This window comes from Sorangium sp. So ce302, from assembly GCF_051530145.1.
GTDB lineage: Bacteria > Myxococcota_A > Polyangia > Polyangiales > Polyangiaceae > Sorangium > Sorangium cellulosum_B.
Map to the genome: position 1 here is coordinate 9,969,734 of NZ_CP150326.1, position 19,729 is coordinate 9,989,462.

Here is a 19,729-nt window from a genome sequence, read left to right on the forward strand (position 1 = left end):
GGCCCCTCGGCGCCGCGCGCGGAGGTGACACCGAGGGGGGCGCCGGGACCGGCTGCGGCGTCGGGCCGCGACGGCGCCCCGAGGAGGAGCGTCCGGCTGAGGAGCCCCGGCACCAACCGGCGCCTCGTCGGCCACTACGAGCACCTCTTCGCCTGATGTGTGCTACTCCTGTGGGGGAGCGACTCGTCTCGACGCGGTCGCCGTCCCGACCAAACCCCGACGGCCATGGTGGCTCCAACCGATGCCGCCCTTGCCCGGCGGTTCCGGAGCGTAGGTACCCCTCCAGCGTGCGCTGGTCCTCGTCGAGGTAACCAATGCCGATCGGGTCGCCGCCGCGCCTGGGCTGCCGTGGCGCGTGCCGATCACGCCGTCGTGCGTGCTGACCTCCCGTACCGGCTCAATCCACTCAAAATCGGTCTGTACCAGGCTCAGCCGAACTCCGCGCTCAGGGTCGTCGAGGCGCTGCGCACGCCGCCCGAGCCGAGCGCTCGCCCACCCGGCCCGCTCTCTCCTCGCCGCGACTTCATCATGGACGGCCAATCGCACCTCGATGAGGGCAACTGTGGCGCCCGCCGCGCGCACACCGACCCGGCACTGATGCAGTCACGAATGCCTCGACATTGGCATGGATGGGGCGGTTTTGCATGAGCGCAGCGCTTGACGCGCGATGCAGCGCCGTGGCACGGCTGTTCGCCGGGGAGGCTGCGATGTCGCCAGTTCCGCGTTGTGTGCTCCGGGCATTGATCCCGCTCTGGATGTTTCTGGCTTGCGTGCTCGCGTCGGGCGGGTGCCAGTGCGCCTTCGGTGAGCCGCTTCCGGAGCCACCTGGCCTCGTCGCCTGCCGGACGCAGCGCGCGCATGGCCCTGCCACGTCCCGCCCCGCGCCGGAGGTCGAGAACGTCGCCGCCGGCACCATCCCCGGAGCGTTTTCCATCACGAGCACCGGTGAGGCCGTGTACACCATGGATCTGGCCTCCCCGCCCTCGCGCGCGGGCATGGGTCCTGGGCTCCAGATCGTCTATCGCAGCGACGGCGGCGACGGCGTGCTCGGCAACGGCTTCTCCCTCGCCGGGCTGTCCGCGATCACACGATGTCCGAAGAGCCTCGCGCAAGACGGGGAGATCCGCGGCGTGCGGTACGACGGAGACGACGCGCTCTGCCTCGACGGCCAGCGCCTCGTCCCCGTGGGAGAGGGGCCGGGAACCATCGAGTACCGCACGTTCCCGGATACCTTCGTCAAGGTGGTCGGTCACTACCCTCCGGAACGCGGCGCGCCCACCGAGGCGCTCTTCTTCGAGGCGAATCTGCCCTCCGGCCGCGTCGTGGAGTACGGGCGCGCCGACGGCAGCAAGCCGCTCGCGCGAGGCGGCGTCCCGCGCGCGTGGCTCGCGAACGAGGCCCGCGACGGCCGCGGCAACGCTATGACGTACGCGTATTGCCTCGCAGAGGCCGAGGACGGCCATGCGGCCGAATACGCGGTGGACGAGATCCGCTTCACGAGCTTCGAGGGCACGCCGTCGCTCGAGCCTTCCCGGGCGGTGCGCTTCGTGTACGGGACCAAGGACTCGGCCGCGGTTCGCATGGGCTACTCGGGCGGCATGGCGCTCCAGCGCTCGCTTCGCCTGGAGGAGATCCAGATGCTCGGTCCGGGCGACGCGCTGGTCCGGAGCTACGGTTTCCGCTACGAGCTGAGCCCGACGACGAGCCGGACGCTCCTCACCCAGGTCGAGGAGTGCGCGAGCGACGGCGTGTGCAAGCCTCCGACACGGTTTCAATACAGCCGGGGAAAGCCCGGATTCGAGCGGCTCACGACGGACATCGACAAGCCGGTCTCCGAGAAGGCGAGCCCGATGGTGTTCGACATCGACGCCGACGGCCTCGACGATCTCGTGATTCCGGACATCGTCGCGGGGTCCAGCACGCCGTCGCATCCGATCACCGCGTGGGGGGTGGCGCGCAACCTCGGGCCCCGCGCCTCGCCGTCCTTCCTCGCGGCGCCGGAGCTCGCCTTCCTCCAGGATTGGCTGTTCGTCGCCGATCCGGATGGACCGTCCGACCCGGCCCTTCTTCAGCCGGAGCTCGGGACGGTGCTCGATTACAACGACGATGGGCAGATGGACGTCTTTCTCCACGACGTCTTCGACACCAAGACCACATGGCACGTGCTCCTGTCCCAGCCGGACCGGACCTTCGCACTTCACGACACGGGGATCCGCCGGCCGTTCCCGCTCGGGGTCACGCCTGCGCCGCCGAGCCTGAGACGCCCCGGCGCCTCGGTGCACCTCGCCGATCTCGACGGCGACTCGGTGCCGGATCTGATCCAGTGCCAGGACCACGCCGAGGAGCTGGTACCGAACCCGCTCTCCGCCGTGTGGACCGTCCACCTCTGGAGGCCCGCGCGCGGCGCGACGCCCGCGGGATTCGACCCCACTGGCGAATCGATCGAGCTGCTCACCGGCTATCCCTGCGCAATGGAGCTCCACACGCTCGACATCGACGCTGACAGCAAGATCGATCTCATCGTGCCCTCCGTGAGGTTGTTTGGTGACGGGACGGCCCTCATTGGAGATAGCTATGAGGCGATCATGCGCCGGGGCGAGGGACGCTGGGGGGTCATCGACACCAAGCTCCCTGTCGTGTGGCCCGGGGGCCGCGTCGTCTTTCTCGACGTCAACGGCGACGGCCTGCCCGATGCCGTCGAATCGGATGTCCATAGCCACCAGCTCTACACCTACCTCAACACGGGGCCGACGTTCGTGATGTCGCCGTTCCGGACCGTCGACGCGTTCAGCTTCGGCGATCTGCTGGGGGCCCCGGATCAGGACGCCCTTTTCCGCCTCGCGGTGCCGCTCGACTTCAACGGCGATGGACGGCAGGATCTCCTCATGCCCGTCCCACCAGGCATGCTGCTGGGTGGCTCCGATGTCCTCCCCTCCTGGGCCGTCCTGCAAGCGACGGGCGACCTGGCAGGGCCGCCGTTCAAGCTCGTCGACGCAGGGGTTCCTTTCGAGGCCAAGCTCGGTGACGCGATCACGCTCGCCGATCCGCGCGGGCCGCGCACCGGCGATCTCAACGGGGACGGCGCCCAGGACGTGATCCTGCCGCTCGGCGGTGTGTTCAACGTCTTCCAGAACCTCTCGGCCGACCAGGATCTCCTGGTCGCAGTCTCTGACGGGATGAACGCGCACGAGCCGACCGAGCCGGGCTTCGTGCCCAACGTGAGCATCTCGTACGGCCACCTGACCGATGCGCCGGTCACGAACGGAGGCGCGGAGGATCCAGAGCGGAGGAGCGCGCTCTACGTCGCGCGTTCCGGCGCGGCGGACGACTGCGGCTATCCGCGGCGCTGCGTCGTGGGCCCTCGCCGGGTGGTCAGCGCGTACGCGCTCAACAACGGCGCGGATCGAGCGAGGCGCTTCGAGGTCGGCTATCGCGACGGACGCTACCACCGGCTGGGCCGCGGATTTCTCGGGTTCGGCGAGCGGATCGTCACCGACCTGGATACGGGTGCCGTGACGATCGACGTCTACGACCACGTCACCTTCGACGACGAGCTCCAGGTCTTTCCCTTCACGGGGAGCGTCCAGCGGACGCTGCGCGGGGCTCCGGGGCTCGCGAGCCAGCCCAGGCCGGAGCAGATCGAGCTCTCGTTCAGCGACGTGACGCGGACGCTCGTGCCGACCAACGACGGCGCCACGTACTTCACGCTGCCCACCGAGCGCCGGGTGAGGCGAGCGCAAGGGGTCTATCCGCTCCCGAGCGGTGACGCGACCGCGATCGAGGCGTACGTGCGGGAAATCGAGCGCGGCGGCGACGGCGCGACGCTGCTGCGGGACTCGGTATCGAAGGTGACGGACTTCGACACGTTCGGCAACGTGCGCGCCGAGGAGGTCTCGACGGAAGGCGTCGACCTGACGCTCAAGGTCACGCGGTCGTTCAAGAACGACACAGGGCGCTGGGTCCTCGGCCAGCTGGAGACGCTGAAGGAGTGCAGCGCAGCGGCGGGGATGTCGCAGTGCAGGACCCTCACGCGAACGAACACGATCCACGGCGAGGTGGAGACCGAGTCCACCGAGAGCGACGACGGCCTGCCGGACACGAAGCTGAAGCTCACCTATGCGCGCGACGACTTCGGGAACATCACCAGCGTCACGGCGGAGGACGCCTTCGGGCACAAGCGCACATCCAGCGTGGACTTCGACGAGGAGGGCATCTTCCCCGAGAAGCACGTGAACGCGGCCGGGCACACCACGCTCGTGGAGTTCGACGACGCGCTCGGCGTGCTCCTCAAGCGGGTCGATCCGAATCAGCTCGTGACGACGTGGGCGCACGACGGCTTCGGGCGACTCGGCATCGAGACGCGCCCGGACGGCACGACGACGACGGTGGTGCTCTCCCGAACCAAGGACGGTGGCCCGGAGCAGGATGCGTGGCGGGTGAGGCGGCAGAGCATCACGACCGGCAGGGCAGACGATACGGTGGAGTTCGACAGCCTCGGCCGCCCGATCCGATGGCTAGGGTATGGGCCCGAACCGGAACCGTCGGAGGGCTCGGGCAATGCGAAGCGCATCATGCAGGAAGTCGTGTACGACGCACTGGGCGAGCACGTCGCGCGGCGCTCGGTGCCGGTCAGCGAGGACACGCCCGAGAGCGGGATCCTGTACGATCGCTATGAGTACGATGCAGTAGGCCGCGAGGTGCGCCATACGACGCCTTGGAACGCGGCCACGACGACGGAGTACGATGGCCTGCGGGTGCGCGTCACCGACCCGCTCGATCACGCGACAGTGACCGAGCAGGACCCGCTGGGGCGCATCAAGACCATCACCGACGCGGCCGACGGGATCACCCGTTACGCGTACGGCCCATTTGGCCTGCTGCACACGGTCACCGATCCGGGCGAGGCGGTGACGCGCACGACGCGCGACGCGTTCGGCCGTGTCCGGCAGCTAGACGACCCCGATCGGGGCACGACGGTCTCGGTGCATGATGGTTTCGGCGAGCAGATCTCGCAGAGCGATGCACTCGGGCGAGAGACCACGTGGGCGTACGACGCGCTCGGTCGACCCCGCTCGCGCGTGGACCAGCACGGCGCGGAGAGCCTGACGACCACGTGGACCTGGGACACCGCGGCGCACGGCGTCGGCAAGCTGCACACGCTCGCGAGCCCCGACGGGGAGAAGACGTACGGGTACACCGGCCGCGGGCAGCTCGACACGATCTCGCTCCGCATCGATGGAGAGCGCGCTCCGCTGGCGGTCAGGCTGGGTTACGACGAGCTCGGCCGCGTCGAGACGGTCACGTACCCGGCGCCGGCCGGCGCGGCGCCGTTCGTCGTGGCCCACGACCGCGACGCGCACGGCCATGTGATCGCTGTACGCGACAGCGGAACGAGCTTCGCCTACTGGCGCTTGGCGGACGTGGACAGCGCAGGACGCTTCCGGGAGGAGGTGTTCGGCAACGGCGCCGTCACGGAGCGGAGCTACTTCGCCGACAAGCAGCGCCTGAGGCACATGGCGACGCAGAGCGGCGCGGGGGAGGTGCAAGACCTGGACTATGGGTTCGACGACCTCCTGAATCTCACGCGCCGCACCGACGCGCTCCAGCCAGAGAACACGACGGAGCGCTTCCGGTACGACCCGATCCATCGGCTGACCTGCGCGTACTTCGGCGATCTCGAGAGCGCGACGGCGCCCTGCGCGCTCCGCTACGACTACCACCCGAACGGCAATCTCACCTTCAAGTCGGACGTCGGTGACCTCTCGTATGACGACCCGCTGCACCCGCATGCGATCACCGGCGCGGGTACGGACACCTTCGCGCATGACGCTGTCGGTAATCAGACGGCGCGGCCAGGTGGTACGACGGTGCGCTATACGCCGTTCGACCTGCCGGAGCGCATCACGCAGGGCGCGAGCACCATCACGTTCGGCTACGACGGCGACCGGCAGCGGATCCGCAAGACCACGCCGGAAAAGGAGACGCTCTACTTCGGCGATCTGTACGAGCGGGTCACCGAGGCGTCATCGGGCACGGTGGAGCACCGGTACCACGTCCACTCGCCGGAGCGCGTGGTGGCGATCGTGACTCGGGGAGGCTCGGACGACGGCACGCGCTACGTGCATGTCGATCACCTCGGCTCGATCGATGCGCTCACCGACGAGGACGGCGACGTGATCGAGCGGCGGAGCTACGACCCGTTCGGGCAGCGCAGGAACCCCGTGTGGGGGGAGCGCCCGCCGGCGTCGTTCCCGAGCGAGATGACGCAGGGGTTCACCGGGCACGAGAGCGACGACGAGCTCGGGCTCGTGAACATGAAGGGCAGGATCTACGATCCAAGGATCGGGCGGTTCTTGACGACCGACCCGATCGTTTCGATTCCGTCCTTCGGGCAGAGCTGGAATCCGTACAGCTATGTGCGCAACAGCCCGCTCAATCACGTGGATCCGAGCGGGTTCCAGGAAGAGCCGGTGGAGGCGCCGATCCTGCCGGTCTACTCGGTGGTGCGCCCGGAACAATACGCCGTAGAGATCTTCTACTCGCCGCCGAAAGCAAACCAGCCTGAAGAAGGGCCGCGCGAGGCCGTGGAGGTCGGCGCCACGACGGCGCCTATCGACGTGGGCACGACCGGAAGCTCGTCCGGGTACGTGCCGCAGCCGGTGACCGTCTCGCCGGAGCACTCGGGCGTCGGCGGTCCCGGCACCGTCGTCGGCCAGACCTTGCTGGGCGCCGCGGAGGGGACGCGCGACCTCGGAGCAGGGATCGGGCGGATGCTCGTGCTGAATGCGCTGACGCTCGGGATGTACAGCGGCTACGAGTTCGCCAGCGCGATGTGGGACGGCTACGACGAAGACGGCCTCGTCGGCGCGCTCAACGCCGTGAATCCGCTCTACCACATCGGCCGCGGCGCGGCGGACACGGCCCTCGCCATCGATCGGGATGACTATCGGACAGCGGGCGCGGCGGGGACCAAGACGATGGTCCTCGCCGCGGCCACCGTCTTCGGGATGGGAAGGGGGCTCGGGGCAGCAGAGGGATCGGCGGGGGCGGCGGGGGCGGCACGAGGGGCAGGAGCCACTCGCGAGCTCGCTCAGCATATTGCCAACGTCGAACGTGTGCCGATGAACTTCAGACGAACGGTTGTGCTCGTCGAAACGGCCGAAGGACCGACGCTAGTTGCTGGAGGCGCGAGCGATCTATCCGCCGCTCAAATCGCTGCGGCTCAGAGGCTCGGGCTGACTCCAGCACCACCGATGCCAGGAGTTCATGCTGAGCCAACCGCAATTTTCGGAGCCGGAAAGCTCGGCCTGACACCTACGCGCGGCGTAACCACCAGCACCATTTGCACAGGCCCCGGTGGATGCACTGAGTTTATCGAAGGCCTCGGAGGCCGCGTCACCGGAAAGCACACATTCGAGTTCTAATCATGAAAGAAGACACCCTCATTGGCGCGATCATCAGACGAGCAACAGATCCGACGACCCGCACGGATTGGCCGGACCGAGACACGCCTGAGCTAGCTCCGTGCGCCACACTGGAGCAGGTGGAGCGAGCCGAGCAGGCATTGAAGTGTAAGCTCCACCCATTGCACCGAAGGCTGCTCCAAGAGGTCGGAAATGGTGGATTCGGTCCAGCGAACGGGCTCATTGGCTTACCGGGAGGCAAAGTTGATGACGACGGTCGATCGGTCGTAGAGCTCCGCGAGCAGCTCTTCGCAGATCCTACGGGTGCTGGTGTACCTGCGCAGGTAGTCCCTCTCTGCGATTGGGGCAGCGGCACATGGTCGTGCGTCGACGAAGACACTGGACATGTGCTAATGTTGGACGAAACAGGCCTCACCGACACGCAGATATCGCTTCATGACTGGATGGCTGACTGGGTCAATGGCGTTTCACTCGCGGAGAGGCTGTTCACATTTGAGGAGCGTTCAGGAATCAATCCGTTCACCAAGACTCCGATGACCGCGCGACTTCGAAGCCGTCCAATCGGCGTGCCCTATCGTGGACGGACCAGCTGAACCGCCCGTTCAGCGCTCCGACGAGGTGCGGCACGCGCGGTGGATCGCACACCGTGATCGGGGCACGACTGCCTTTACCAGCGACGCGGCCGGTCGACCGCGCACGCGCGTGGACCAGGACGGCGGCGAGCGCCGGACGACCACGTGGACGTGGGACACCGCCGCGCACGGGATCGGCAAGCTCCACACGCTCACAAGCCCCGATGGGGAGAAGACGTATGGCTATACCGACCGCGGTCAGCTCGACACGATCTCGCTTCGCATCGACTGCGAGCGCACCGCGCTGGAGGCCGAGCTGGGTTATGACGATCTCGGCCGCGTCGAGACGGTCACTTACCCGGCGCCGGCGGGCGCGGCGCCGTTCGTCGTGGCCCACGACCGCGACGCGCACGGCCATGTGATCGCCGTGCGCGACAGCGGAACGAACTTCGCCTACTGGCGCTTGGCGGACGTGGACAGCGCAGGGCGCTTCCGGGAGGAGGTGTTCGGCAACGGCGCCGTCACGGAGCGGAGCTACTTCGCCGACAAGCAGCGCCTGAGGCACTTGACGACGCAGAGCGGCGCGGGGGAGGTGCAAGGCCTGGACTATGGGTTCGACGATCTCCTGAATCTCACGCGCCGCACCGACGCGCTCCAGCCAGAGAACACGACGGAGCGCTTCCGGTATGATCCGATCCATCGGCTGACCTGCGCGTACTTCGGCGATCTCGAGAGCGCGACGGCACCATGCGCGCTCCGCTACGACTACCACCCGAACGGCAATCTCACCTTCAAGTCGGACGTCGGTGACCTCTCGTATGACGACCCGCTGCACCCGCATGCGATCACCGGCGCGGGTACGGACACCTTCGCGCATGACGCCGTCGGTAATCAGACGGCGCGGCCCGGCGGCACGACGGTGCGCTATACGCCGTTCGACCTGCCGGAGCAGATCACCCAGGGCGCGAGCACCATCACGTTCGGCTACGACGGCGACCAGCAGCGGATCCGCAAGACCACGCCGGAAAAGGAGACGCTCTACTTCGGCGATCTGTACGAGCGGGTCACCGAGGCGGCGTCGGGCGCCGTGGAGCACCGGTACCACGTCCACTCGCCGGAGCGCGTGGTGGCGATCGTGACCCGGGGAGGCTCGGACGACGGCACGCGCTACGTGCATGTCGATCACCTCGGCTCGATCGATGCGCTCACCGACGAGGACGGCGACGTGATCGAACGGCGGAGCTACGACCCGTTCGGGCAGCGCAGGAACCCCGTGTGGGGGGAGCGCCCGCCGGCGTCCTTCCCGAGCGAGACGACGCAGGGGTTCACCGGGCACGAGAGCGACGACGAGCTCGGGCTCGTGAACATGAAGGGCCGGCTCTATGATTCAAGGATCGGGCGGTTCTTGACGACGGACCCGATCGTTTCGATTCCGTCCTTCGGGCAGAGCTGGAATCCGTACAGCTACGTGCGCAACAGCCCGCTCAATCACGTGGATCCGAGCGGGTTCCAGGAAGAGCCGGTGGAGGCGCCGATCCTGCCGGTCTACTCGGTGGTGCGCCCGGAACAATACGCTGTAGAGATCTTCTACTCGCCGCCGAAAGCAAACCAGCCTGAAGAAGGGCCGCGCGAGGCCGTGGAGGTCGGCGCCACGACGGCGCCTATCGACGTGGGCACGACCGGAAGCTCATCCGGGTACGTGCCGCAGCCGTTGACCGTATCGCCGGAGCACTCGGGCGTCGGCGGCCCAGCCACCGTCGTCGGTCAGACCTTGCTGGGCGCCGCGGAGGGGACGCGCGACCTCGGAGCAGGGATCGGGCGGATGCTCGTGCTGAATGCGCTGACGCTCGGGATGTACAGCGGCTACGAGTTCGCCAGCGCGATGTGGGACGGCTACGACGAAGACGGCCTCGTCGGCGCGCTCAACGCGGTCAACCCGCTCTACCAGATTGGGCGCAACGGGGCCGACACGGCGCTCGCCATCGATCGGGGCGATTACCGAGCCGCGGGCTCGGCGGGGGTGAAGGCGATCCTCCTCGGCGCGGCAACGGTGTACGGTGCGGGCAGAGGGCTGGGAGCGCTCGCGGAGGGGTCGACGGCGGCGGCGGGCGCCGCAAGGGGTGCAGCTACCCGAGCGAGGGAGATTCACAGTGTCCTTGATTCACGGGCGGCACGCGCACGCACGACTGCCGTCACCGAAACCGCCGAGGGTACGAGGGTCGTCTCCTCCAGTGAGAGGCGACTAACACCCGCCCAAAGGGCTACACTCAGACCTGGCGAAGTCGAAGGTGTGGGAATCGGGCACGCCGAGATCACAGGAGTCAACGCTGCCAGGCAGATGGGACTCACACCGACCGGTGAGGGAGCTAGCAGGCCCATTTGCCCGGAGTGCGCAACGTCCCTGGAGCAGCAGGGGGTAGTTCCGCTGAGTCCGCTGAGATAAGCTGGAGGATAGAAGCGATGGAAGCCGCATTCAGCGACGAACGAATTCTCGAAATGATGTCGAGGATGGCGCCTCACCAACAACTCGCCTTTGGTGCCGTATGCTGTGAGCGAATGCTGCCGAACTACCAAACCTTCATGCGGGAGGTGGGCTGGGGAGACGTTGCCCCGCTGCGGGAAGCGCTCGACACGGTGTGGGTCGCCTGTGAGTCTGAACGCGTTACGGATGCCCAATTTGGGAAAATGCTTTCCAAGTGCGAGGAGTGCGCGCCGAACTCGGAGAACTTCACCTCGCTCTACACCTCGTCAGCTCAAGATGCCGTCTTCGCGATCTGTTCTCTGCTGGACTTCCTTCTCGATGGGGATGTGGCTCGTGTGGTCAGCGCTGCCCGATTCTCCATCGATTCGGTTGACTTGATCGTTCAGGAGCGCGAGGCCATGGACCCTCGGGATCCCCTTCTGGAGCACAAAATTCTCGCACATCCACTGATGCAACAGGAGCTCTTGCGACAGCGGCGGGATCTCGAAGAAGCAAGCCAGATCGCGCCAGGCGATCGGACTGCCTTGCTCGCCTTCCGGACCCGAGCACAACGTGAGTCCAACCTAGTCGTGTCGTCGTAAGGGCACACGAGCGACGTGGGCACGACCGGAACCGCGTCGGGCTACGTGCCGCAGCCGGTGACTGTCTTGAGCGTGCTCGCGAAGTTTGAGGGGGTGCCGAGCACGAAGATTGAGGGACGCGCGGCGTCATGGCGGTCGCGGCGTTGGGCATGGCCGGGCCGCGACGCCAGGACGGACACGAGCACGAAGTTTGAGGGCCTTTGAGCGCGAAGATCGAGGGACGCACGGCGTGATGAGCCGTGCGCGGGCGGGGTCGCCTCAAAACGGGATGTCGTCGCCGGGCTGCTCGTCGCCGAGCGCCCGCGAGTGATCGGCAGGGAGGAAGGCGCGGTAGCTGTCGAGCGCGGCGTGGAGCTCGCGGACGGCCTCGAAGATGCGGCTGGCGGCGCGCAGGCCCGGATTGCGGGGCGCGGGCGCCTCGGGGGGCGCGAGCAGATCGGGGTGCTGCGCGAGCAGGACCTGGATGAGGAAAAGCAGCGTCGCGTCGAGCAGCGCGAGGGGCTCGGGGATCGGCAGCGTGACGTTGGTGGTGCGTGGCATGGGGGCCTCCGGGTTCACCGTTTGCGGTTCGCGGACTTGGGCTTCGGGGCCGCGCCGAAGACCTCGAGAAAGAGCTTCTCGTCGAGCCGCGGCAGCTCGCGCTCGGCGGCGGCAGCGAGCAGTTCGTCGGCGAGGTTCATGAGCACGCGGTAGTTTCCGGCGGAGTGGTCGGCGAGCGTGGCCTTGAGCTCCGCGGTCATCAAGGAGGGGTTGCCCGCAGCGGCGAGCACGTGGTCGAGGCAAGCGAGCAGCTCGTCGCGAGAGGCGTAGTCGAGGACGAGCCGGCGACGGATGCGCGAGCCGAGCGGCAAGAGCTCGGCGGTGCGGAGACGCTCGGGGAGACGGGAGTCGCCGGCGAAGACCACGCAGAGCAGTTGCCTCGAATCGAAGTCCTTGCTGGAGAGGATGCGCAGCTCGTTGAGCACGGGCGTGCTCGCCTCCTGCGCCTCATCGAGGATCAGCACGGGCCGGCGAAGCGTCGTGGCGAAGTGCTCGGCCCAGCGCGCGCGAAGCGCCTTGAAGCCTGCCCAGCGGTTGCTGGACGAGAGCGGGACTCCGAAGAGATCACCGAGCTCGCGGTAGAAGTCGCCGGCCCTGCTCTGGGGATGCTCGATGGTGCCGACCACCACGTCGGTCAGGGCGCCGAGCCGCGCAGCGAGCAGGCGCAAAGCGATGCTCTTGCCCGTGCCGGGATCGCCGGTGAGCATGGCGAAGCCGCCGTGGGCCAAACCGAGCTCGACGCGACGAAGGAAGGTGTCGACGGGCGGCGAGACGTAGAGGGCCTCCGCGGGTACATCGGCGCGGAAGGGAATGTACTTCAAACTGTAGAGAGACAGGAGTCGACTCATCATGGTCAATCCTCCTCCGTGTTCTTGGGCAGGTAGGCGGGCGGCAGGCCCGTGGCCGCGTACTCGGCCATCAGCTGGCGCAGGAGCGGCGCGATACCGGGGGGCTTCCTCGACGGAGCCAGCGGCGCGGTGATCTCGGTGAGCGCGCGACGCGCGCGGTCCGCGTTCCTCTCCTTGTCGAGCGGAAAGAGCGTGGCGAGGTGCGCGCCCGAGCGCGGGTCGACGAGCTCTGCGCTGGAGAGATCCCAGCGCGCGACACGAATCCGTGGACGTTCGAGCACTCGGTAGGCCGAGGGAACCTCGAAGCGCACGCCCTCGATCGTGACCGTCCCGTCGCTCCGGCGCTGGTGGCGCGAGATCTCCATGCGGAAGGCCCGGCGCAGCGCCTCGGAGTCGGGGCTCGGGCGGCTCACGTCGGGGCCTTCGAGGTAGCGTTCGAGCGGAGTCTTCTTGAGCTCGCCGTGGACGGTGCGGTGATACTCCTGCTCGACCCACGCCTGGGTCGCGGTGTTGAGCAAGTCGAGCGTGAGGTTCGGTTCGCCCTCGAGCATCGGCATGAGCCGCCCTTCGACGAGCGTCCAGAAGTGCTCTTGCTTGCCGTTCTGATGAGGGCTGTTCGGCAGCGTGAGATATTGCGCGATGCCGAGCCGCTCGAGCCCCTCTCGCATCTCGGCGGCCTTCATGGCACCTCCACGATCGCTGTAGGCGCCGCGCGGCAGCCCCCGCTTCTGGATCCCCTGGCTGAAGCCGTGCACGAGGTTCTCGGTGTTCTCGCAGTCGAGGTACCACTGCGCGTGGCAGCACACCCGCGAGCAGTCGTCGAGCAGGCCGAAGAGATAGGGTGTCTTCAGCTCCCCGCTGGCCGTGATGACCTTTCGCTTGCCCTCGTGGAAGTCGTAGTGCCAGAGCGCGTTGACATAGGCCAGCTCGTACGAGCGCGTCTCGCGCGGCACGATCTCCGATTCGACCGCCCTGCCTTGGCGCCTCCTCTGGATGCGATACATGCCGTGGGCCTTCATGAAACGGCGCACTGTGGTGTAGCTGGGCACCGGGTCGAGCGCGGGGGTTGTCTTTGCGAGCGCGACGAGGTTGTCGTGGTGGAGCTGCCAGGTCCAGCGCGGGTGATCGCGATACTGACTCTCGATCGCGGACGCGACCGCTGTCGTGATTCTCGGCTGCGAGCCGGCGTGCTTCGGGACCTTGCGCGCGAGCACGCTGATCGGGTCATCCGCGCTGCGCGCCGCGTAGTACATGCGCTCGATGGTCTTGGGCGAGAGCCGGATCACCGAGCCCTTGGTCGGGTGTCGCCAGGACTTCGCGGCGAGCTCGGCGATCCGACTCGCGAGCTCGCCGGGCTCCGGCGGAGAGGCGAGCAGGTGGCTGATGATGGAGAAGCGCATCCGCGCCCAGCGCAGGCGCATGGGCGCCTGGTCGTCGTGGCTCATCGATTCCTCCTCCGGATCGAAAGGCGCAGACGGGCCCTTGGCGGGCGCGCGCGCGTCCGGTGCTCGTGGCTCATGAGGTCTCCTGCGCGGTCGGCGAACGGACCTACCGGGCGGGGAAACCCTATCTCACCGCGGAATCCACGCCGAATGACATCTTCTGCGTGGCGCCGTGGTCATGCGATGTCCCTCAAAAAACGTGATCCATCGAGGACCGAGCCCGTCGTGAGCGGCGCGAGCAGGTGGAGCATCGTGCCCATCTGCTCGTCGGCCGTGCCGGGAAGCCGTTCGATGATCGACCTTGGGATCCCGCCGATATCGACGCCGACGAGCCGGGTGCGGATCGCGAGCAGGACCTCCTTCGCGAGGAAGGGGCCGCGCCACCAGGCGAGCCATCGGCGCGTCGTCCTCCGCGGAACGCCGGTCGGCTGCGCGCCGGCGGTGCCGAGCGCCTGCGCGGCGAGGCTCGCCACGATCACGACGACGCCGAGGTACACGCGTGGGCCGAGGAATCGAAGCGACGGGGGCGTCGCGCGCCGCCGGCACCCCTCGCGGCCGCAGCAGAAGCTGAAGCGGACGACGAACGCTTCGCCCTCCGGCGCGATGAGCGCGCCCCGCGGCTTGCGGGTGTAGTTGCCCGCGTGCAGCGGCCCCCCGCACGCCGGGCACCGGCTCGCCGCAACCCGCCGCGCGATCGCCCGGTCCAGGGCCTCCAACGTCGCGAAGAACTCGCCCTTGAGCGTGAATTGATCGAACATGGGCTCCTCCGTTTCTGGCAACTCGGAGGCGAGCCCCCTCGGAGGACCTCGACAAGTTTTCTGAGGGGGCTTCGTTTGTCGCCCCTCAAAGAACGCGCTCAGGAGGACGCCCGGGGGCCCCCATCTTCTTGGCGCTGCTCAGTCTCGCCCGAGCACGCCGGCGCTGGCGGCCCGGGCACAGTCGTCGGCCACAGGGAACCAGTACCGAGGGATGCCCGACAGTACACGCATCAGGATCATCGTGGAGTAGGACATGGACCCGTTCAGTTTGGAAGTTGCATATTCACAGATCTCTGTTTTTCAGTCGTGCCTAAGAGATCCCTTCAACGACTGGACCAACATGCACGTCGCGCAGGGATTCTCATGGAGACCGGGCAGCGTGTCTTTCCGTACTCTCGATGCAGAGGGGCTAGCATCGGTCATCGTGGAGAAGGGAGCAATACTTGATGTTTCGCTCTCAGCAACAAGAGCTATCCAGGTGCCATTTCATGTTCCGGTCGGCGTTGATGTCGAGATAGGCACCCTTACCGGAACCGTCGTGATGGAACTGGAGCCGGGCGATTATACGGTTCTCTTCGAGCACGGCCGATGCCATGATTCGCGAATGTGGTGCAAGTTCCGTTTCGTGCCGGGAACCAGCGCGCCCCGGGTCCTTCGTAGGGATGAAGAGCTTTCTCCAGGGGAGAATCTTCTGATGGACGCGCAACCAGCGGCGCCATAGCACGCGATCCACTCAGGGGGGATACCGACGGCGTGATCCATGCAGGTGGTGAACAGCGCCGAGGACAATGGGCATCATTCCTGCGACTCGGGGAATCGAAGCGTCTTGACCTGGATGCCGTCCTCCCCCGTGATCTCGTCGCCAGACCAATTCCAGCTCGTGCCGCCTGGGCCCGGCAGCCCCAGCTCGAAGGTGACCGCCTCCAGCGTGAGCTGGTCCTCGTCAAGGTAGGCGACGCCGATCGAGTCGCCGCCGCGCCCGGGGCCGCCACGGCCGCCAGGGCCTCCGTCGCCGCCATCGGCACCGCCGCAGGACCACGTGCCGTCCCCCACGGCGCCGCCTGGCAGGCCCCTGCCGCCCTTGCCGCCATCCTCCGGCCCCCCGCCATCGCCGCCGGGGCCACCGTCGCGCGTGGTGATGGTGCTGTCGCGCACCGTCACCTTGGCGTGGAGCGCCAGGATACCGATGCTCGGCTGGCCGTTCTCGCCCCCTCGGCCGCCTCGACCGCCGCAGCCGCCGCCACCTCCGGAGCCGCCGCCGGCGCCTCCCTTGGAGGCCACGCCGCACACCGCGAGCCCGCCCCGGCGGCCCCCGCCCCCGCCGCCGCCTTGCCCGGGCGTCCCCCGGGTGCCGTCGCCGGCCCTGTCAGGGTGCCATCCGGTCTCATCGATCCGACCGCGGCCCTTTCCCGGTTCACCGGAGATGCCTGGATCGCCGTGGAGCGCCACCTGACCTGGTTGGCAAGGGACGCCTGGCGCGTCCCCATCGCCCCCCCGTCCGGCCGTCGGGTCTGACGCCACGCGCGGCTGCCCGTCCTCGCCGTCGCGCGCCCCGTCGGGAAGCCCCTCACCGCCTGCGCCGCCGAAGCTCGGGATTCCTCCTTCGCACAGGTTCACCGCGCGAGCCCCGCCCGGGACCGTGGCGGCGGAGCACGCGTCTTCCCCGTACTGCCCATCCGGTCCCGTCGCTGCCTGGTACGGCCAGGGCCATTCCTCCCCATGGTCGCCCCTCAATCCCGCCGTGGCTTCGATCCAGCTTCCGATGATCTCCACCGCGGCGCCCGACCGAACGACCATCCCGACATGCGTCGAGCTCTTGATGAGCACGTGGTCGATGATCGAGACCCCATCCGCAGCCCCGGTGTCGCCGGCGCGCGCCGGCTCGACGGTCAGCGCGGTGAGCCCGGGAGCGCCGACGACGAGCTTGGTCATCATGTGCACCGGATTTTCCAGGCCTCTGAGGCGTTCCCATCCGATGGCCGTTTCGAAGCCTCCATAGATATCCACGCCGGAGGGGAGCGTGACGGTCTCCTGATACGCGTCGTCGGTAAGAAACACGCGACCGCGCCCGGTGCGCGCGAGCTCGATCGCGCGCCGGATGGAACGAACCGGCCTGTCCTTCGTGCCCGGATTCGCGTCGTCACCGCCGAAAAACGGATGGATGACGAACACACCGCAGCCGTCCATCGCCCGACGCGCCGCAAGATGCTCCAGGCAGACCGACTCGGGGACGGGATCGCTCGCACACGTCGATGGACCGTCACACGGCGGCGCGCCGCCAGGGCCGTCCACCCCCGGCGCGGTCCCGCAACCGGCCGCGGCGAGCGGAAGAACGAAGAGCAGGAGGATCGCGGAATTCAAGCTCATGTGCATCCCTCGTTGGCGACGTCTCGCAAGGCACGAGTCAATGGGGCGGCTCGTTCCCCACGCTGAACGCATGAATTTCACCCGTGGGGCCTAGCTGCCCTTCGCCCACCTCGTCACCGGCACCGGCGTTCCCCGCGGGGCCGCCATGACCGGCGTCTCCGACCTGAATGTAGGTCCCGGGTCGAATGGCGAAGTTGGGCGCCACGTAGGCGATGCCGATGGTTGCGCCTCCGAGCCCGCCGCCGGCATCGCCTCCGCGACCGCCGTTGCCCCCATCGCCGCCCTTGCACGCATGCCACATCCCACCACCAGAACCTAAGCCCCCTTGGCCAGCAGGCTTACCTATGCCGCCCAGTTGGCCCCTCCCGCCCACGCCGCCGCGGCCCCCTTTGCCCGTGATCACGTCGCTGGCCCCGATCGTCAGATCCGTGCCGTCGAGCGCGACGATTCCGATGCTGGCACCGCCATAGCCGCCGCCATAGCCGCCGCGACCGCCACAGCCGCCGCTCCCTCCCGAGCCGCCGGCGGCGCCCCCCTGGGGCAGGCCTGCCCGACACGCGACCATCTCCCCACGCGACTTGCTGCCGCCACCGCCGCCGCCCCCCTGGCCGATGCCGCCGGGCTTCCCGTCCTTGCCCCGAACGCCGATCCATCCGTCCTTGCCAAGGTGGCCCACCCCCAGCGCGCCGTCCGCGCGACCGGCGTCGGCGCCGTGTGCGCCCCTGCGCCCGTCCGCGCATAACGTGACGTCTGCACCGGCCCCTGCGCGACCGTAGTCCTCCGGATTCTCCCCCGGCGCCGGCTGCCCCGGAGCACCGTCGCTTCCTGACCCGAGCCCGCCGTCGCCCCCATATCCACCGATGGACTCGATGCCCTCGTCACACACGGTCACGACCGGGAGGGCGCCCGTCGGGGAGTCCGTGGTGCAGGCGTCCACGCCGTCGTTCCCCACCATGCCGTCCGGCGCCCGCTCGGTGTCCGCGTCCTCTCCCGGCTCCCCGTCCTTGCCGTTGCCGGCGACAATCACGCTGTCCTGCACGATCGCCGTGGCCCCCGTGCTCAAAATCACCGCGATCGACGACTTTCCATCCGGCGCCGATGCGTCCGCCGCCACGACGCGTACGCCGGCGATCACGGACGTCGCGTCGTCCCCCGCGAGCGCCATACCCTCCTCCCCGAGGACCCGGAGCGGGATCCCCCACGGCGGAGCGATGATCGTCGGGTGATCCGGCCCGCCGAATGACCCCTCATACGACCAATCCCCGCCGTCACACCGGCGCCCGCCCCAGACGTCAACCCCCGAGGGAAGCGTGATCTTCTCCTCGAACGACCCGCCGCATGCGTACACGCGCCGGGTCGGCTCCTCGCCGTGGCCTCGCCCATGCGTGGCGAGCCCGATCGCATGTTGCAGGGTCTTCACCGGTGCGTCCTTCGTGCCAGGGCTCCTGTCGTCACCCGACAACGGGCTGACGAATACGCCGCACTCGTCGAGCGCCATTGTCGTCGCTGGGTCGCCGTCACAGAGAGTCGGCTCGGGCGCAGGGGCGCACTCCATCACTTCCCAGCAATCGTCGCGGTACGAAGTGCAAGCTATCAGCGTGCTGCTCGCTCCCCACGCACAGACCACGACAGCAACGGCGGCGGCCAACGCTCTTCGGTCTGCCTGTGGCCGCATCCGCTCGGTACTCGGCATGGTCACCACACCCCCTCGATGCTCACGCCCGTCTCGTGCCCGGTCACGACGGGCGATATCTGGACCCGATCCTGAGCTGGCGTGCGGCCCACGAAAGAGAAGTCCGTGAAGAAGGACGCGGCGGTGGCCGCGCCGATCACACTGCCCGTGACGACCAGGGCCATGCCCACCCGGTCGGACAGGTTGCGCGCGTCGCGCAGGCGCCGCAGCTCGCCGCACGGCGAGCGCTCCGGCGCTTGCCAGCACATGGACGAGCTCGATCTCGGGTCGCTCTCGAGCTGGTCACGCCGCGCGCTCATGTCCTGATCGAGCTTGCTGGCGCTGATCATGAGGATGGCGCCTGCCGATACGGTGCCCGTCGCGAGCGAGATTCCCACGACACGCAGCGTCCCTGGCCAGGAAGCCCACGGGCTGGGGGCCTGCGCGCGCGGAGGGGGCAAAGCGCGCACGGGAGTCGGCGTCGCGGTCGCGGTCCCCTTGGCGCCGCTCGCCTCCTTGGTGCCGCTCGCCGCCGCACACAGCAACGGCATCGTGAACTCGTGCTCCGCGCCCGCCACGGCGCGCAACGAATGAAGCGCGTCCTTGCAGCCCGGTGCACGGCCGCGCACCATGTGTTGACCTGGCTCGAAGAACAGCGTGTAGGTCCGCGCGGTCCGGCCGATGCGCTTACCGTCGATGAGCACCTCGGCGTCGGGCGGATCGACGCCGAGCACGAGCCGCGCGACGTGCGGCGCTGCGTTGCGCTGCCCTGCCTCGAATCGCTGCTGGAGCGCTTCTGGCAACGCTTCGCGCTGTTCGAGGCTCCTGGCCAGGTGCTCGGCCGCATCACGGTACTTGTGCAGCGCGAGCTCGCAAAGGCCGAGCTCGCCGGCGAGCTCCGCGCGCTCCACCTCGGTGCTGGTCGCCGCGTCTGCGGCCTCGAAAGCCGCCTTGTAGGCAGCATATGCCTCGGTCCACAGCCCGGCCTTGCGCGCTCTCCGACCACGGCGAACATGCTCTTTCACCGTCGACCCGTCGCTCGG

11 protein-coding genes and 1 pseudogene are annotated in these 19,729 nt (G+C 68.3%); 5 read left to right on the plus strand and 7 right to left on the minus strand.

Going from position 1 to position 19,729, the window contains the following annotated elements:
- Positions 1-707 precede the first annotated feature (707 nt).
- From WME73_RS37760 to WME73_RS37775, 4 genes and pseudogenes are all read left to right on the plus strand, one after another.
- The gene (locus WME73_RS37760) at positions 708-7,424 is read left to right on the plus strand and encodes an RHS repeat-associated core domain-containing protein (protein WP_437917486.1); all 6,717 of its coding nucleotides are present in this window, start codon (positions 708-710) and stop codon (positions 7,422-7,424) included.
- A 2-nt stretch (positions 7,425-7,426) separates the two neighbouring features.
- Positions 7,427-8,017, plus strand: coding sequence for an SMI1/KNR4 family protein (locus WME73_RS37765; protein ID WP_437912716.1), 591 nt, complete (start codon positions 7,427-7,429; stop codon positions 8,015-8,017).
- An 82-nt stretch (positions 8,018-8,099) separates the two neighbouring features.
- A pseudogene (locus WME73_RS37770) lies at positions 8,100-10,439 on the plus strand (RHS repeat domain-containing protein); the annotation flags it as partial.
- Positions 10,440-10,456: 17 nt separating this feature from the next.
- Positions 10,457-11,059, plus strand: a complete 603-nt coding sequence (locus WME73_RS37775; RefSeq protein WP_437912718.1) for a DUF416 family protein — start codon at positions 10,457-10,459, stop codon at positions 11,057-11,059.
- 258 nt (positions 11,060-11,317) lie between these two features.
- On the opposite strand, the gene WME73_RS37780 is transcribed toward WME73_RS37775, so the two are convergent.
- The 4 genes from WME73_RS37780 to WME73_RS37795 form a co-directional block, all read right to left on the minus strand.
- Entirely contained in the window at positions 11,318-11,599 is a 282-nt protein-coding gene (locus tag WME73_RS37780; protein ID WP_437743785.1) for a hypothetical protein, read from the minus strand.
- 14 nt (positions 11,600-11,613) lie between these two features.
- Entirely contained in the window at positions 11,614-12,450 is an 837-nt protein-coding gene (locus WME73_RS37785; protein ID WP_437743786.1) for an ExeA family protein, read from the minus strand.
- A gap of 2 nt (positions 12,451-12,452) precedes the next feature.
- Positions 12,453-13,892, minus strand: a complete 1,440-nt coding sequence (locus WME73_RS37790; protein ID WP_437743787.1) for an IS481 family transposase — start codon at positions 13,890-13,892, stop codon at positions 12,453-12,455.
- A gap of 173 nt (positions 13,893-14,065) precedes the next feature.
- Positions 14,066-14,647, minus strand: coding sequence for a hypothetical protein (locus WME73_RS37795; RefSeq protein WP_437743788.1), 582 nt, complete (start codon positions 14,645-14,647; stop codon positions 14,066-14,068).
- A gap of 253 nt (positions 14,648-14,900) precedes the next feature.
- On the opposite strand from WME73_RS37795, the gene comJ reads away from it, so the two are divergent.
- A complete protein-coding gene (gene comJ, locus WME73_RS37800; RefSeq protein WP_437912720.1) occupies positions 14,901-15,368 on the plus strand; it encodes a competence protein ComJ in 468 nt (155 codons plus the stop codon).
- 74 nt (positions 15,369-15,442) lie between these two features.
- On the opposite strand, the gene WME73_RS37805 is transcribed toward comJ, so the two are convergent.
- The 3 genes from WME73_RS37805 to WME73_RS37815 are packed head-to-tail and all read right to left on the minus strand — an operon-like array spanning position 15,443 to position 19,711.
- The gene (locus WME73_RS37805; RefSeq protein ID WP_437912722.1) at positions 15,443-17,014 is read right to left on the minus strand and encodes a DUF1565 domain-containing protein; all 1,572 of its coding nucleotides are present in this window, start codon (positions 17,012-17,014) and stop codon (positions 15,443-15,445) included.
- A gap of 37 nt (positions 17,015-17,051) precedes the next feature.
- Positions 17,052-18,689 carry a hypothetical protein gene (locus WME73_RS37810; RefSeq protein ID WP_437917487.1) on the minus strand — a complete coding sequence of 546 codons (1,638 nt, stop codon included), beginning with the start codon at positions 18,687-18,689 and terminating at the stop codon, positions 17,052-17,054.
- A gap of 20 nt (positions 18,690-18,709) precedes the next feature.
- Positions 18,710-19,711: a hypothetical protein gene (locus WME73_RS37815; protein ID WP_437912723.1), complete on the minus strand. Its 1,002-nt coding sequence runs from the start codon at positions 19,709-19,711 to the stop codon at positions 18,710-18,712.
- Positions 19,712-19,729 lie beyond the last annotated feature (18 nt).